At 58.0% G+C, this 14,561-nt stretch carries 15 protein-coding genes, 1 tRNA gene and 1 other RNA gene; 1 reads left to right on the plus strand and 16 read right to left on the minus strand.

Annotated elements, in window-relative coordinates; translation table 11 throughout:
• The first annotated feature begins 19 nt into the window (after nucleotides 1-19).
• Complete coding sequence (locus AC07OE_RS04305) at nucleotides 20-589, plus strand: thymidine kinase (RefSeq protein WP_495069338.1); 570 nt, start codon at nucleotides 20-22, stop codon at nucleotides 587-589.
• A gap of 1,417 nt (nucleotides 590-2,006) precedes the next feature.
• On the opposite strand, the gene AC07OE_RS04310 is transcribed toward AC07OE_RS04305, so the two are convergent.
• The 16 genes from AC07OE_RS04310 to thrS form a co-directional block, all read right to left on the minus strand.
• On the minus strand, nucleotides 2,007-2,495 hold the full coding sequence (locus AC07OE_RS04310; protein WP_495069339.1) for a hypothetical protein: 489 nt from the start codon (nucleotides 2,493-2,495) through the stop codon (nucleotides 2,007-2,009).
• Entirely contained in the window at nucleotides 2,492-2,644 is a 153-nt protein-coding gene (locus AC07OE_RS04315; RefSeq protein ID WP_495069340.1) for a hypothetical protein, read from the minus strand. Before AC07OE_RS04315 ends, AC07OE_RS04310 begins: the two co-directional genes overlap by 4 nt.
• Nucleotides 2,631-2,939, minus strand: a complete 309-nt coding sequence (locus tag AC07OE_RS04320) for a helix-turn-helix domain-containing protein (protein ID WP_495069341.1) — start codon at nucleotides 2,937-2,939, stop codon at nucleotides 2,631-2,633. The genes AC07OE_RS04315 and AC07OE_RS04320 overlap by 14 nt, the downstream gene beginning before the upstream one ends.
• An 11-nt stretch (nucleotides 2,940-2,950) precedes the next feature.
• Nucleotides 2,951-3,181: a helix-turn-helix transcriptional regulator gene (locus AC07OE_RS04325; protein WP_495069342.1), complete on the minus strand. Its 231-nt coding sequence runs from the start codon at nucleotides 3,179-3,181 to the stop codon at nucleotides 2,951-2,953.
• Between the two features lie 129 nt (nucleotides 3,182-3,310).
• The gene (locus AC07OE_RS04330; RefSeq protein ID WP_495069343.1) at nucleotides 3,311-4,261 is read right to left on the minus strand and encodes a hypothetical protein; all 951 of its coding nucleotides are present in this window, start codon (nucleotides 4,259-4,261) and stop codon (nucleotides 3,311-3,313) included.
• Between the two features lie 119 nt (nucleotides 4,262-4,380).
• The gene (locus AC07OE_RS04335) at nucleotides 4,381-5,619 is read right to left on the minus strand and encodes a tyrosine-type recombinase/integrase (protein ID WP_495069344.1); all 1,239 of its coding nucleotides are present in this window, start codon (nucleotides 5,617-5,619) and stop codon (nucleotides 4,381-4,383) included.
• A 228-nt stretch (nucleotides 5,620-5,847) separates the two neighbouring features.
• Nucleotides 5,848-6,224, minus strand: a transfer-messenger RNA (tmRNA) gene (gene ssrA / locus AC07OE_RS04340).
• Between the two features lie 91 nt (nucleotides 6,225-6,315).
• Nucleotides 6,316-6,392, minus strand: a tRNA-Pro gene (locus tag AC07OE_RS04345).
• Between the two features lie 38 nt (nucleotides 6,393-6,430).
• Nucleotides 6,431-6,880: a MerR family transcriptional regulator gene (locus tag AC07OE_RS04350; RefSeq protein ID WP_495069345.1), complete on the minus strand. Its 450-nt coding sequence runs from the start codon at nucleotides 6,878-6,880 to the stop codon at nucleotides 6,431-6,433.
• A 102-nt stretch (nucleotides 6,881-6,982) separates the two neighbouring features.
• On the minus strand, nucleotides 6,983-7,318 hold the full coding sequence (locus AC07OE_RS04355) for an integration host factor subunit alpha (protein WP_495069346.1): 336 nt from the start codon (nucleotides 7,316-7,318) through the stop codon (nucleotides 6,983-6,985).
• A 34-nt stretch (nucleotides 7,319-7,352) separates the two neighbouring features.
• On the minus strand, nucleotides 7,353-9,788 hold the full coding sequence (gene pheT, locus AC07OE_RS04360; protein WP_495069347.1) for a phenylalanine--tRNA ligase subunit beta: 2,436 nt from the start codon (nucleotides 9,786-9,788) through the stop codon (nucleotides 7,353-7,355).
• Between the two features lie 51 nt (nucleotides 9,789-9,839).
• Nucleotides 9,840-10,910, minus strand: coding sequence for a phenylalanine--tRNA ligase subunit alpha (pheS, locus tag AC07OE_RS04365; protein ID WP_479598602.1), 1,071 nt, complete (start codon nucleotides 10,908-10,910; stop codon nucleotides 9,840-9,842).
• Between the two features lie 113 nt (nucleotides 10,911-11,023).
• Nucleotides 11,024-11,383 (minus strand): 50S ribosomal protein L20, encoded by a 360-nt coding sequence (rplT, locus tag AC07OE_RS04370; RefSeq protein ID WP_087494119.1) that lies wholly within the window; start codon nucleotides 11,381-11,383, stop codon nucleotides 11,024-11,026.
• A gap of 25 nt (nucleotides 11,384-11,408) precedes the next feature.
• A complete protein-coding gene (rpmI, locus tag AC07OE_RS04375; RefSeq protein WP_094481090.1) occupies nucleotides 11,409-11,612 on the minus strand; it encodes a 50S ribosomal protein L35 in 204 nt (67 codons plus the stop codon).
• 165 nt (nucleotides 11,613-11,777) lie between these two features.
• Entirely contained in the window at nucleotides 11,778-12,377 is a 600-nt protein-coding gene (gene infC / locus AC07OE_RS04380) for a translation initiation factor IF-3 (RefSeq protein ID WP_495069602.1), read from the minus strand.
• An 88-nt stretch (nucleotides 12,378-12,465) separates the two neighbouring features.
• On the minus strand, nucleotides 12,466-14,379 hold the full coding sequence (thrS, locus tag AC07OE_RS04385) for a threonine--tRNA ligase (RefSeq protein WP_495069348.1): 1,914 nt from the start codon (nucleotides 14,377-14,379) through the stop codon (nucleotides 12,466-12,468).
• Between the last annotated feature and the right edge of the window lie 182 nt (nucleotides 14,380-14,561).

Here is a 14,561-nt window from a genome sequence, read left to right on the forward strand (position 1 = left end):
ATAAAAACAGAAGCATTCCATGGCCAAACTCTTCTTTCGCTACTCGGCAATGAATGCCGGCAAATCCACCTCGCTGCTGCAAATCGCCTACAACTACGAGGAGCAGGGCCAAACCGTGCAGCTGTTCACCGCCGGCATTGACGACCGCAGTGGCAAGGGCCGCATCGCATCGCGCCTGGGCCTGCAGCGCCAGGCCGATGTGTTCGACGCGGACACCGACTTTCTGGCCCTGCTGGGCGGCCGGACCGAGCTGGCCTGTGTGTTGATCGACGAGTCGCAGTTTCTGCAACCTGCCCAGGTGCGCCAGCTGCACCAGCTGGCGCATACCGTCAATATTCCCACCATCTGCTTTGGCCTGCGGTCGGATTTCCAGGGCAACCCGTTTCCCGGCGCCGCGCATCTGCTCACGTTGGCCGACGACATCGAAGAAATCAAGACCATTTGCGCCTGCGGCCGCAAGGCGACGATGAACATCCGCATGGACGACCACGGCAAACGCGTGCGCGAAGGAGAGCAAGTCGAGATTGGCGGCAACAACCGCTATCTGCAGGTCTGCGCGCGGTGTTTTTACAGTGAACCTGCGGGCTGAATTCAGCGTTTACCCACACAAGAAAAAAGCCGCTCACCAGTGATGGTGAGCGGCTTTTGCCTGGGGATATGGGCTGGGGTCAATTGAAAGAACCTCGGGAACCTGCATGGATATTAGCTTTTCGGCTTTTCAATACCTCAACGTTCCCCCGTCTGTTCCCCCGCTTGGTATTCGCTACCCCTAATTTTTGGGCTGCAGGCCCATCACGAAAAGCCCCGAGCTACATGCTGTGCCAGAGTCGCGCAGCCACCACATAAAGCGCCTCCTCCCGCTTCATTTCGCAATCCCTCAGCCGATCCCTCAGCCGCTCATAGGTGCGCTGCTTCATTCCTTTAGGCCGTTGCCAGTTATCACCTAGGCGGGCCTCTATGCCTTGCTGTTTGCGCCACATCCGATCCATTACATCCTCAGACTGCGAGCTGTACGCCACCCGCTGACAATGCCGACAAGCAAAGCGCCCGGATCGCATGTAAAGAACTGCTACCCGCCGGGCACAGCGTGGGCACTGAAACCAAGGCCGCGCGCCGCCAAAGTTGCACACCCTGTAGAACAGGCTCACCCGTTCGTCTATGTGTTGCGCTTTGTTGTCTCTCGTTACGGAATAGGCGAGCTGGACAGACTGCCTAGCCTTCACGCTCACCCCCATATTGCCGCAAGGGTCGCCGCCCCTGCTCCAGGTCCAAGTGAATGACCGATCAGCAGCGAACAAGCCGCGCCGCGCCCAATCTCGAGCGTCTATCCTGAAAAGTTGTTCACCCTTGACCCTATGGGCCGGTCTGCCAGCCCCAAACCTCAAGCCACCTTTTGCCATGTTCGTGCCCTCACTGAAAACGAAATCTCTTGTGTATCTGCCATTACTGGCGTCTGGGAATCAGCGCTTTTCCGTGCGTCTGGGGCTGGCCTTTAACAGCCTTGCAGCCCTCTGCTCACAGGCTTTGCGCTCTGCGGTGCTCAGGCATTCCAACAGTTGCCGCGCAGCGTGCAGCTCATTGGCCAGCCGTCGTATTTCTCTGGGGGGTGTCCCTCTGCGGAAGTGGAAACGCAAAGCGCCCTCTGTCACTCCCATGCTGCGTGCTATGGATCGCACCGACTCGCCATAGACTGCGCGCCCGTGGGCTTGCTCGATTTGCAAGAAAGTGAGCTTCATGCGTAGCAATGCGTAAAAGCGCCACAACTCGCGCGCGTAGTGTTCGGGCGTCGTTGCTTTTCAGTGGGGGCCGCCAGGGTCTTTGCACCTGTTTTGCGGAGCTGGCAGACACGAAAAGAAAGAACAGGGAATGGCTTCTCTATAAAGATGTCCAGATTTGAAAACTTCCGACTGGCAGGAAAGGGGCCTACAAGTCCACTTTTGAAAACATGGCCCTGCCTTTCAGCTTCGCATGGTTTCATTTCTGGACTTATGGACCTGCCCATGGTTTCAAATATGGACAGGGGACGGTGTTTCTTTGGCAACCTTTTGTCCACCGTTTGGCAACGTCCAATCCCTTTTGGGCTTCATATTCGGCATGGGTAAATCGACCTTGGGCCGATAGGCTTTGGGTTGAAACCCATGCAGTGCATCAGCGTCGAACTTGGGTGAAACGTCCAAAGGGAACCAGGTCAGGGCCAACAGTTCACAGGTGTTTGGCAGGTGCCCTATTCGGGTCACATACAGAAAGCCAGCGTTTATCAGCTCTGACTTGCAGCGCCATAGCGTTGTCTTCGACTTCCAGCCCCGCTTACTGAGAATCGACCATGCCGCCGTCAAGTTGCCGTTGTTGTCGCCCTTGTACTGCGCGGCAATATCCATCAGCAACTTGTAGGCGTGGCCGCTCAGGGCAAAGAAGCTGGGAGCCTCTAAAACACTTCGGGGGAAGGCCACAAAGGGCTCAGTGTGCTTCGTGCCCTTGTGTGGCTTGCTGCTCATCTTGCCGCGTCAGCCAGCCGCACCAGGTAGCGATACAGCCCGGCCAGCTCAATCGCCGTCATTCCCGCCAGATCAGGGCCAAAGCCCAGATGCGCAAAGCGCCACACCAGCAGCTCCAGCTCTTTCAACCAGTCGTTAGGCAGTTTCATGGCTTGCCCCGCTTTCCAGCACATACAAGCCCACGCGATGGGTTTCCCCCGCCTCGGTAACTATCGATTGCCAGTGTGTAGCGATCTTGTGGCCCTGCTTGCGAAGCTGGAGCACTCGCGCCGGGCAGTGGTACACGTCCAGGTAGCGCATGGCCTCAAACGTGGTGATGGAAAAGCTGCGCAAAGCCTCCAACAACCTTTTTGCTTGCGCTGCGCCTGCGGTGCCTTTAGACTGCGCCCGGATCGCTTCCAGGGCTGCTTTCTTTTCGGGGGAAGTGGCCTTTTCTTTTTGCATGGCTTTTCCCCTTAGACCGTTTCCAGCTCGGTGCGCTTGACGTGCAAACGCTGAACCAGCTCACGAAGTTCGGCCTCAGTCTTGCCAGCAATACGCGCGGCATTGATGGCCTTGACTTCTTCCGATGGCCAGCCTACAGATCGCAGTCCAATCGGCACAGGCTTAGTAAATAGCCCCGCATGAATTGCGTTGTAGATGCTGGCGTGGCTGCGGTGCCCGGTTTCCGCTTTGACGGCTGGCATTCTCCAGATCGACATTTCTGGCCCCTTTCATACGGCTTTGTCTGCCGTTGTTGCGATGGGGTGAAGTCTGAAATTTTGAGTTGAACCCGTCACCGCAATTGCGGTAGTTCGCACCGTACTTGCGGTCGACTAATCGGCATCTAAGGTTTGTTTGGCTTCTGCAAACTTGGCTTCAAGATTGCGCTTGGAGATACCGTCCTTGTCGCCGTAAGCTAGCACCAATGCATTGATGACGTCTGAGGCAACATCCGTCTTGGCTCGAGTTGTTCTTTTATCCAACAGTAGCTCGACAAGCCCACCGATAACTCGCAGCATTCCAGCGCGTTCGCGAGATTGGAGTGGCTTAATTTCATCTACCGCCTTTGATTCAACTGCAGATTTCAGGAAATCTTGTAGAGCAGAGGCGCGAATGACAATGACGTGATCTTCGGGCAGCCTATTCGCCGGGAAATAGCGCTGATATTCCTCCTGCCTACCTCTGCGATCTAGAAATTCAGTGCGCTCCTTTTCCTGCTTTTTGTAGAGTTCGCGCCAGTTCTCAGGCATTCCATGTTTTTCAATTGTCTCTTTGAATCTGTCCTGCCTAGCCTTTGAACCGAGAAGACTTATCTCTTGTTCGGAATCCTCCTGTATCTGACAAATAACGTTTGAACCCGCATCGATAAATGCGCCGTCAAAGGCGACTGCAGTTACCTCCGGACCATCTGTCAAACGCAAATACAAACGCTCAACATGCAATCGCTCGCCCCCAATCATTGGTAAATCGTAGACACCACTTGCAGTCAAAATCCGTTTTTCCAATTCAAGTACGTGTGTCTGCTCCTCATTCATGAATATTCGGGGCCCTTCGTACAACCGAATTGGACTACCGTTTAGGTCGGGGACTTCCCGATAAGTGGCCGCGTCAATTGGGACAATCGTTCCGGGTCGTACCTTCACGGAATTTACAAAGTTGATGGAAAGCTTCAGTCGCCCTTCCAGAGCCAACTGTAAAACGTCCGCTTCGGTAACCTCCTCCTCAAAGGCCAATGTCAATTGCCGCGCGGTGTCTGCAACAGTAAACCACTGCTTCAGTTTCATAAGCTTGCTCATCTCGTCCCCTGTCTCGCACCTGAATTAGATGCCAGCGCCGCCGAGTCAGGGTGTCCCGGTTTTCACTATCGGGGATCAGCCGATAGCTAGGCGTGGCTCAAATCTTCTTATGCAGTCTTGAACGGTATCACTTCAGCGCCGCGCGCCAGTTTGTCCAAGTAGTCCGCCCATTGCTGCACCATGTCAAACCGTTGCTTTAGGTATTGCGTGCGGTTGTAGCTGCGCCCGTTGGCGTCTTTCACGGCGTGGGCCAGGTTTGCCTCAATTGCCAAAGGGTCCAGGTTCAATTCGTCCACCAGCATCGTGCGGGCACTGGCCCTGAAGCCGTGCCATGTCTGCTCTTTGCCAAAGCCCAAGGCATACAGGCCGCTGCGTACCGAATTGTCGGAAATGGGCCTATCGTGGCTGCGCTCACCGGGGAACACGTAACGCCCGTGCCCTGTCAGGGGCTGGATGGCCTGTAGCAGCGCCACGGCTTGCGTGGGCAGGGGTACGACATGCGCCTCGCCGTTCTCCTTCTCCAGCTTGGTGCGTTTCATTTTCATGCTGGGTATAGTCCACAGCGCGCCCTCCAGGTCTAGCTCTGCCCATTCCATTTCCCGCAGGTTGCCGGGCCGCTGGTAGAGCATGGGGGCCAGTTGCAGCGCCGTGCGCACGATGGGGCCGCCCCTGTAGCTTTTGATGGCGCGCAGTAGCTCCCCCATGCGGGCAGGCTCCACGATGGCCGCAAAGCTCTTGCCACGGTAGGGGGTAAGCCGCGCCTTCAATCCCTCGGTGATGTTGCGTTGCTGCACGTCTGCCGTGGGTAGCCAGTAATCCCAAACCTGCGAAGCCACCATGCGGGCACGATCTGCAGTTTCCAGCGCGCCGCGTTCCTCCACCTTGTGCAGGGCCGCCAGTAGCTCCAAAGCGTGTATATCGGCAATGGGCCGCTCCCCAATCCATGGGAACAGATCTCGCTCCAGTTGCCGCAATGTCCGGTTGGCGTGCATCTCGCTCCACTGCGAAGCCTGCTTGCCGTACCACTCCAAAGCAATGGCCTTGAACGTGTCGCCCGTTGAACGGGTGTTTTTGAGCTTGTCGAGCTTGCGGGCCTGCACAGGGTCAACCCCATCAGATTTTTGCGCCTTGGCCGCGTCACGGGCCGCGCGTGCCTGCTTTGCGCCAACATCGGGATAGCTACCCAGCGCCATGCGCCCTTCTTTGCCGTCTTTGCGGTATTTCCAAAACCAGCGCTTAGACCCCTTAGGCGTTACCTCCAAGTACAGGCCACCAGAACACGCCAGCCGCTCCCGCTTCTTGTCGGGGGAACAAACTGCGTTTTTGCACTCTGCATCGGTCAACATGGGGGAACACCTTCACGGGGATGGGGGAACAAAAGGGGCCGTTTTCCCTAGGAAGTGGGGGAACGTCCCCCGAAAACCTCAAAAATCCTGCCCTGTTCCCCCCATTGTTCCCCCGCTTCGCGGTGGCAGTCAATAGCAGCCCCTGTAGGCTAATGCACTGTAACTCCTTGATTTACCAAAGAAAAAGGCCACTAACTATCGCTAGTTAGCGGCCTTTATACAGGGTGTTGGTGGAGCTGGGGGGATTTGAACCCCCGTCCACAAGCCTTCTTCGAACAGTTCTACATGTGTAGCCATCTGGTTTGGATCTCGCTCCCTACATCGCGCAGTGGCACGCTATGCAAGACGCCAGCAACCTATTATCTCGACCCACCCTAAGTTACCCAAGGCAGGCCCAGCCGAATGAAATTAGCCCACAGCCTGGACGGCTTGCGCCACCCTTGCCCAGCCTATCGGCTTGCTGTTGTGAGCCTCACTAGCAATTAAGCAGCGAGTGCGAAACGTTCGTCGTTTGCAGTTAGTTTGTTTGAATCTGTTTTACGAGCGCATTCAGCTCGACATGCCCTGCTGCGCGTCCGAACCCGTGTCGAAACCAGTGCAGCCCCTGAAACTCTATTTTAGGAGTCTTCTGCAAATTGCAAGACCCCCACAAAGACAAAAGGGTTAGCTGGATGTCCAGCTAACCCTCGTCAATTTTGGTCGGTGTGAAAGGATTCGAACCTTCGACCCCTTGCACCCCATGCAAGTGCGCTACCAGGCTGCGCCACACACCGATCGAGCCTCAAATTATAACCCGGCTTCTAGGTGATTCTCAGGCTGCCTCAGCAAGAAGTTCACGAATTTCAAATAATTCACGCTTGAGTTGCACCAGCTCCATGGATGGCACATCCAGACTGTCCATGCTTTGGCTGTCTTCAAAGTCTTCAAGGTCCATGTCGTCAACTTCGACAACCTCCAGACCATCCAACATGACCTCGCCATTGCGCTTTTTGTCGCGCTCGCTTTGCAACAGTTCCTGCATCTTGTTGCGCGCACCGCTGATGGTGAAACCCTGGTCGTACAGCAAATCACGGATTCGGCGAATCATGAGCACCTCGTGGTGCTGGTAGTAGCGGCGGTTGCCGCGGCGCTTCATGGGGCGCAGCTGCGTGAATTCCTGCTCCCAATACCGTAGCACGTGAGGTTTGACGCCGCACAAATCCCCCACTTCACCGATGGTGAAATAGCGTTTGGCGGGAATGGGGGGGAGAGTTTTCTCCATTGAAATCAATGCTGTACGAGGCAAAGCGCAGAGGTTACTCTAACTTTACCTGGAGTGCAAAGCCCAAATGGATTGCGCCCACAAATAGAGCGGGACTGTGGCTTAAATCACGGTCGTGACTTTGGTCTCGTCCTGGATTTGCTCTTTGAGCTTGTGGCTGGCATGGAAGGTCACCACGCGGCGTGCCTGGATCGGAATGGCCTCGCCAGTACGCGGATTGCGGCCGGGCCGCGGCGCCTTGGTGCGGATCTGGAAGTTGCCAAAGCCGGAGATCTTCACATCGGTGCCATCCACCAGGCTGGCCGCGATCAGGTCAAAAAACGCGTCGATCATGTCCTTGGACTCGCGCTTGTTCAATCCGATTTGCTCGAACAGCATGTCGGCCAACTGGGCTTTGGTCAGCGCCGGTGTTTCCAGGCTTTCAACAGAAAAATCCATGGTGGCTAGAACCTTCTCTGATGGATGGGTCAAGTCAAACGCGCTGGCGGGCACCGACAGCCACAACCAGTTGGTCCACCACTGCTTTCACCGCGGCTTCAATCTGCTCTTCGGTCAGGGTGGCTTCGTCGCTGTTGAGCGTCAGGCGCACGGCCAGGCTGCGGTCGTTAGCGCCTTCCACAGCTACTAAGTCTTTGGCGGGCTTGGGGCGGTATACATCGAACAGTTGAGCGTCACGCAACAAGCCCGATGTAGGCGCAGCCCACACGGCGGCCATCAGCGTAGCGTGCGTCACACTGTCGCCCACCACCACGGCGATGTCGCGCTGCACAGCCTGGAACTTAGCCACGGGCTTGAACTCGGGCACGGGGCGGGCCAGCACGGCGTCCAGCGCCAGCTCGAACACCACGGGCGCCGTCGCCAGCTCATACGACTGGCGCCACTTGGGGTGCAACTCGCCCACATGGCCAATCACCTTGCCGTCCAGCACCACCTGGGCGCAGCGGCCGGGGTGCATCGCGGGGTGGGTGCCGGGTGCGAACTGTGCCTTCAGCGGTGCCAGCAGGGCTTCCACGTCGCCTTTGGCGTCGAAAAAATCGACGCCCTGCTCCTTGCGGCCCCACTGCAGCGCATCGGCGCTGCCGCCCACCAGGCCGGCGATGCGCATGGGCTGGTCGAAACCTTCAACGGTACTGTCGGTGCTCTTGACAGACGCATCACGCAGGAACACGCGCCCCAGTTCAAACACACGCACGCGCGGTGCCTTGCGGGCCGCATTGAAGCGCAGCACCTGCAGCAGCGAGCCAATGAGCGAAGAGCGCATCACGCTCATCTGACTGGCAATCGGGTTGAGCAGCTTGATCGGGTTGGGGTTGCCGGCCAGCTCATGCTCCCAGCGCTCTTCCACAAAGCTGAAGTTGATGGTTTCCTGGTAACCCAGGGCGGCCAGTGCACGGCGCACGGCAAACGGGCTGCGCTGCGCCTCGGCACGGATCTTGGCCGTGATGGGCGCCAGTGGCGGCGTGTGTGGCAGGTTGTTGTAGCCCACCATACGGGCCACTTCTTCGATCAGGTCTTCCTCGATCTGCAGGTCAAAGCGGTAGCTGGGGGGCGTCACGGTGACCGTGCCTTCGCCTTGCGTCACGGGCAGGCCCAGGCGCGTCAGGGCGTCTACGCACTGCGCCTGGGTCAGCGGCATGCCGATGACCTTGACGGCTCGTGCTACACGCAGGGTGACTGGCGCTGGCGTGGGCACATTCGCCTTTTGGTCGTCCACCGGGCCACAGGTGGTGGCTGGGGTACCGCAGATATCGATGATCAGCTGCGTGATGCGCTCGATATGTTCCACGGTTTGCGCTGGGTCCACACCGCGTTCAAAGCGGTGCCCCGCATCTGTGGAGAAGTTGAAGCGGCGCGAACGACCAGCGATCGACTTAGGCCACCAGAACGCCGCTTCCACATAAATATGCTGCGTGTCGTCGGACACGGCCGTGGCGTCACCGCCCATGATGCCGGCCAGCGACTCTACCTGGGCATCGTCGGCAATCACGCCGACCTTGTCGTCCACGGTAACGGTGTTGCCATTGAGCAGCTTGAGCTGTTCGCCCGGCTTGCCCCAGCGCACATCCAGACCGCCATGGATCTTGTCCAGATCAAAGATGTGGGATGGGCGGCCCAGTTCGAACATCACGTAGTTGGAAATGTCCACCAGCGGCGTCACGCTGCGTTGACCACTACGCGCGAGGCGATCCACCATCCACTGCGGCGTCTTGGCCTTGGTGTTGACGTTGCGCACCACGCGGCCGGAGAAACGGCCACACAGGTCGGGCGCGCTGATCTTCACAGCAACCTTGTCCTGGTTCGTCACTGCCACGGGGGCAATGGGCGCGGTGACCATCGGCGCACCGGTCAGCGCCGCCACTTCGCGGGCTACGCCATACACACTCAGGCAATGCGCCAGATTGGGCGTGAGCTTGAGGGTAAACAAGGTGTCATCCAGGTCCAGGTATTGGCGGATGTCTTGACCCAAAGGTGCGTCCAGAGGAAGTTCCAGCAGACCACCATGGTCTTCGGACAATTTCAGTTCGCGGGCCGAGCACAGCATGCCCTGGCTTTCCACGCCTCGCAGCTTGCCTACCTTGATCAGGAAGGGCTTGCCGTCTTCACCGGGCGGCAACTCGGCACCTACCAGGGCGCAGGGAACGCGGATGCCCACGCGCGCATTGGGCGCACCACAGACGATGTTGAGCAACTCGGGCTGACCCACATCCACCTTGCAGACGCGCAGGCGATCGGCATTGGGGTGCTGTTCGGCTTCCTTGATCTCGCCCACCACGATCTTGGTGAACGGGGGAGCAACGGGCTTGAGTTCCTCGACCTCCAGGCCCGCCATGGTGAGCGTCTCCGCCAGCTCGGCGGTAGAGATGGAGGGGTTGCAGAAGGTACGCAGCCAGGATTCAGAAAATTGCATGGTCAGTCAGGCGAGGTATTTGGCGGTGGGCAGTGGCAGGTGCTTGTCGGTTTACTGGAACTGGGACAAGAAACGGATGTCACCGTCAAAGAACAGGCGCAGATCATTCACGCCGTAGCGCAGCATGGTCAGGCGGTCAGGTCCCATGCCAAAGGCAAAGCCAATGTATTTCTCGGGGTCCAGGCCCATGTTGCGAATCACATTGGGGTGCACCTGGCCGGAACCAGCCACTTCCAGCCAACGGCCGGCCAGCGGGCCGGTCTGGAACTGGATATCGATCTCGGCACTGGGCTCTGTGAAGGGGAAGAAGCTTGGGCGGAAGCGCAGCACCAGATCGTCCGATTCAAAGAAGGTGCGGCAGAAATCGGTGAAGACGAACTTCAGGTCCTTGAAGCTCACGTTCTCTCCCACCCACAGGCCTTCGCACTGGTGGAACATGGGGGAATGAGTCGCGTCGCTGTCCACACGGTAGGTGCGGCCAGGGGCGATCACGCGGATCTCGGGCATGTCGCCAGAGAACAAGCCGTCAGCGGAGGCACCTGCGGCCGCGCGATGTGTTTTGACGTGCTGCACCGCATAGCGGATCTGCATGGGGCTGGTGTGGGTGCGCAGCAGATTGGGCGCGGTCTCCGAGCCGCCTTCTACATAGAAGGTGTCGTGCATGGAGCGTGCGGGGTGATCTTCGGGCGTATTGAGCGCGGTGAAGTTGAACCAGTCGGACTCAATCTCGGGGCCCTGCGCCACTTCAAAGCCCATGGAGCCGAAGATGGCTTCGATACGTTCCAGCGTCAGCGACACGGGGTGCAAACCGCCCTGCCCGCGCTGGCGACCTGGCAGGGTCACGTCCAGCGCTTCTGCCTGCAGTTGCTTGTGTAGCTCGGCATCTGCCAACGCCTGGCGGCGCTCGGTCAGCGCGGCTTCGATGGCCTGTTTGGCCACGTTGATAGCGGCACCGGTTGACTTTTTCTCTTCCACGCTGAGCGCGGCCATGCCTTTCATCAGCTCGGTCATGCGGCCGGACTTGCCCAGAAACAGGGCTTTGGCATTTTCCAGATCGGCGGGCGTCACGGCCTGCGCGAAGGCGGCTTTGGCGGTGTCAACGATGGCGTTCAACTCGGTCATAAATTCTTGTGTGACTGTCTATGTCATTGAAAAAGGGCTAGTGCTTTTTCAAGCGCTAGCCCTTGTTTCTGGTGTGCTGAGCGCTACAAAATCAGTAGCATTCAGCCGCGAACTCAAGCAGCCAGTTTGGCTTTCACTTGTTCCACGATGCCAGCAAAAGCAGCCATGTCATGGATAGCGATATCGGACAGAACCTTGCGGTCGATCTCGATGTTCGCTTTCTTCAGACCATTGGCAAACTGGCTGTATGTCAGACCGCACTGGCGGGCAGCAGCGTTGATACGCGCGATCCACAACTGACGGAACACACGTTTCTTGGTACGGCGGTCACGGTAGGCATATTGCCCAGCCTTCATTACCGCTTCTTTGGCGATACGGAAGACATTACCGCGGCGACCGCGGAAACCTTTTGCAAGGGCCAGAACTTTTTTATGGCGGGCGCGAGCCGTTACACCACGTTTGACGCGAGGCATGTGATTACTCCTTGTTCGTCGTTAATTAAATACCACGACCGGGCAGCATCTGTGCCATGTGACCCATATTGGTCTCATGAACTCCAGTGGAGCCGCGCAAGTGGCGTTTATTTTTGGTGGTCTTCTTGGTCAAGATGTGACGTTTGAAGGCTTGACCGCGCTTGACGGTGCCACCTGGACGGACGCGGAAGCGTTTCTTCGCCGCGCTCTTGGTCTTCATTTTGGGCATGTTCATGCTCCTTTTCATTTGTGCTCGTGAGGCGTCCGGAAAACTACTCCCAGCCTTGTTGGCCCCGAGCCACTTGTGTGGCGAGTATTTCACTCACCACGGTGTGGCGCCTTTCGGCATCCACTTCATTCCGGAAGGTGACCAGACCTGCCGAAAGAATCTTTCTTAAGCCGCCGCTGCGGGAGTTTCCACTGCGGGTTTGGCTGCGCCACCACCCGGCTTCTTACGGCCCGGTGCAATCATCATGATCATCTGGCGGCCTTCCAACTTAGGGAATTGCTCCACGATGATGGTGTCACCCAGCTCGTCTCGCATGCGCTGCAACATGGCCAGACCAATTTCTTGGTGGGTGATTTCGCGACCCCGGAAACGCAAAGTGATCTTGCACTTGTCGCCATCCGCCAAGAAGCGCCGGATGTTGCGCATCTTGATGTTGTAGTCGCCGTCATCAGTACCCGGGCGGAACTTGATTTCCTTGATCTCAATGACCGTCTGCTTGGCTTTCGCTTCCGCCGCCTTTTTCTGTTCTTGGTATTTGAACTTCCCGTAGTCCATCAACCTGCACACAGGCGGGTTGGCAGTAGCGGCAATTTCAACCAGATCCACATCCAGCTCTCCTGCCATGCGCAGGGCTTCCATCAGGCTGACGACACCGAGGGGTTCGTTTTCGGGGCCAGAGAGGCGAACCTCAGGGGCCATGATTTCCCGGTTTAGACGGTGTTTGCGCTCTTCACGCTGACGGCGGTCACGAAATTCAGTAGCGATGGCTCAATCCTTCACAATTTTTGCTACACAAACAGTAGCGGTTGCCGCACAGTTGGCGCCGCCAAACAGGGTTTTCTTGGGATAAACCTCAAGCCGCTGATTTGTTGGCAATGTCACTGGTGATTCTTTGTACAAAGGCATCGAGGGACATTGCACCGAGGTCTTGACCACCCCGGGCGCGCACTGCGACAGCGCCTGCTGCCATCTCTTTGTCGCCAATGACGACCAAATACGGCAGCTTTTGCATCGAATGCTCCCGTATTTTATAGGTTATTTTCTCGTTGCGCAGGTCTAAATTGACCCTAAGCCCTTGATTTTGCAGCGTTTTAGCCACGGACCGGGCGTATTCGGCCTGTGCATCGGTGATATTGAGCACCGCCACATGCACCGGAGCCAACCAGGTTGGCAGGGCGCCAGCGCTGCCTTCAATCAAAATTCCGATAAAGCGCTCCAGGCTGCCCACGATGGCGCGGTGCAGCATGATGGGGCGGTGGCGGGCCCCGTCTTCGCCAACAAATTCTGCGTCCAGGCGCTCCGGCATGTTGGGGTCAATCTGGATGGTGCCGCACTGCCAGGGGCGACCCAGCGCGTCCTTCAGCGTGTATTCGATCTTGGGGCCGTAGAAAGCGCCCTCGCCCGCCAGATACTCAAACTCGCAGCCGGAGGCACGCAGACCTTCCGCCAATGCTGCCTCGGCACGGTCCCAGCTTTCTTCGGTGCCAATGCGCTTTTCCGGGCGGGTTGCGATCTTGTAGATGATGTCGTGGAAGCCAAAGTCCGCGTAGACCTTCTGCAGCAAAGTCGTGAAGTTCGTCACTTCTTCCTGGATCTGGTCTTCGGTACAGAAGATGTGGCCGTCGTCCTGCGTGAAGGCGCGCACGCGCATGATGCCGTGCAAGCCACCCGAAGGCTCGTTGCGGTGGCAGTTGCCGAATTCGCCAAAGCGCAGCGGCAGGTCGCGGTAGCTCTTGATGCCCTGCTTGTAGATCAGGATGTGGCCCGGGCAGTTCATGGGCTTCAGGGCGTAGTCGCGCTTTTCGGACTCGGTCACGAACATGTTTTCGCGGTACTTGTCCCAGTGGCCGGTCTTCTCCCAGAGGCCCTGGTCCAGGATCTGCGGGCCCTTGACTTCCTGGTAACCGTTGTCCTGGTAGACCTTGCGCATGTACTGCTCCACGCCCTGCCACAGGGTCCAGCCCTTGGGGTGCCAGAACACGGTGCCGGGGGAATGCTCGTCGATGTGGAACAGGTCCAGCTCGCGGCCCAGCTTGCGGTGGTCGCGCTTTTCGGCTTCTTCCAGCATCGTCAAATGCTGCTGCAGCTCGTCCTTGGTGGCCCAGGCGGTGCCGTAGATGCGTTGCAGCATTTCATTGCGATGGTCACCGCGCCAGTAGGCACCGGCCACCTTCATGAGCTTGAAGAACTTCAGCTTGCCCGTGCTGGGCACATGGGGGCCACGGCACAGGTCTTCGAACTTGCCCTCGCGGTACAGCGACACGTCTTCATTGCTGGGAATGCTGGCGATGATTTCGGCCTTGTAGTTTTCCCCCAGCCCCTTGAAATAGGCCACCGCTTCGTCACGCGGCAGCACGCGGCGCACCACGGGCTCGTCCAGCGCGGCGAGCTGGGTCATCTTCTTCTCGATGGCAGCCAAATCTTCTGGCGTGAACGGACGCTTGTACGAGAAGTCGTAGAAGAAACCGTGTTCGATAACGGGTCCAATCGTTACTTGCGCATCAGGGAACAGCTCTTTGACGGCGTAGGCCAGCAAGTGGGCGGTGGAGTGGCGGATGACTTCCAGGCCATCGGCGTCCTTGGCCGTGATGATGGACAGCGCGCTGTTGGACGTCATCTGGTAGCTGGTGTCCACCACCTTGCCATCGACCTTGCCAGCCAGGGCCGCCTTGGCCAGTCCGGCGCCGATAGATGCAGCGACTTCGGCCACGGTGACCGGACCGGGGAATTCACGTTGGGAGCCGTCGGGGAGCGTAATTTGAATCATGGGGGTGCCTAACAAAGAGTCGAGAGCCAAAAGAAAAAGCGCGGAAATGTCCGCGCTTTACTATGAATTTGGTAGCTGGCAGCGCACAAGGCGCGCGGACTACGGCCTTATTCGCTGATGGATGTCGCCGGTGTAGTTCGCGGTGTCATAACCAAACTGCCTTTCTCGCTCTTATACAAATG

The sequence above is a fragment of the Rhodoferax sp. GW821-FHT09E07 genome, assembly GCF_059416145.1.

Excerpts from the sequence above, each read along its gene's own strand:
- AC07OE_RS04305 (WP_495069338.1), top strand. The coding sequence starts at position 20 with ATGGCCAAACTCTTCTTTCGCTACTCGGCAATGAATGCCGGCAAATCC.
- AC07OE_RS04350 (WP_495069345.1), bottom strand. The coding sequence starts at position 6,880 with ATGGAGAAAACTCTCCCCCCCATTCCCGCCAAACGCTATTTCACCATC.
- thrS (WP_495069348.1), bottom strand. The coding sequence starts at position 14,379 with ATGATTCAAATTACGCTCCCCGACGGCTCCCAACGTGAATTCCCCGGT.
- AC07OE_RS04310 (WP_495069339.1), bottom strand. The coding sequence starts at position 2,495 with ATGAGCAGCAAGCCACACAAGGGCACGAAGCACACTGAGCCCTTTGTG.
- AC07OE_RS04320 (WP_495069341.1), bottom strand. The coding sequence starts at position 2,939 with ATGCAAAAAGAAAAGGCCACTTCCCCCGAAAAGAAAGCAGCCCTGGAA.
- AC07OE_RS04335 (WP_495069344.1), bottom strand. The coding sequence starts at position 5,619 with ATGTTGACCGATGCAGAGTGCAAAAACGCAGTTTGTTCCCCCGACAAG.
- AC07OE_RS04325 (WP_495069342.1), bottom strand. The coding sequence starts at position 3,181 with ATGCCAGCCGTCAAAGCGGAAACCGGGCACCGCAGCCACGCCAGCATC.
- pheT (WP_495069347.1), bottom strand. The coding sequence starts at position 9,788 with ATGCAATTTTCTGAATCCTGGCTGCGTACCTTCTGCAACCCCTCCATC.
- AC07OE_RS04355 (WP_495069346.1), bottom strand. The coding sequence starts at position 7,318 with ATGGATTTTTCTGTTGAAAGCCTGGAAACACCGGCGCTGACCAAAGCC.
- pheS (WP_479598602.1), bottom strand. The coding sequence starts at position 10,910 with ATGACCGAGTTGAACGCCATCGTTGACACCGCCAAAGCCGCCTTCGCG.
- AC07OE_RS04315 (WP_495069340.1), bottom strand. The coding sequence starts at position 2,644 with ATGAAACTGCCTAACGACTGGTTGAAAGAGCTGGAGCTGCTGGTGTGG.
- rplT (WP_087494119.1), bottom strand. The coding sequence starts at position 11,383 with ATGCCTCGCGTCAAACGTGGTGTAACGGCTCGCGCCCGCCATAAAAAA.
- rpmI (WP_094481090.1), bottom strand. The coding sequence starts at position 11,612 with ATGCCCAAAATGAAGACCAAGAGCGCGGCGAAGAAACGCTTCCGCGTC.
- AC07OE_RS04330 (WP_495069343.1), bottom strand. The coding sequence starts at position 4,261 with ATGAAACTGAAGCAGTGGTTTACTGTTGCAGACACCGCGCGGCAATTG.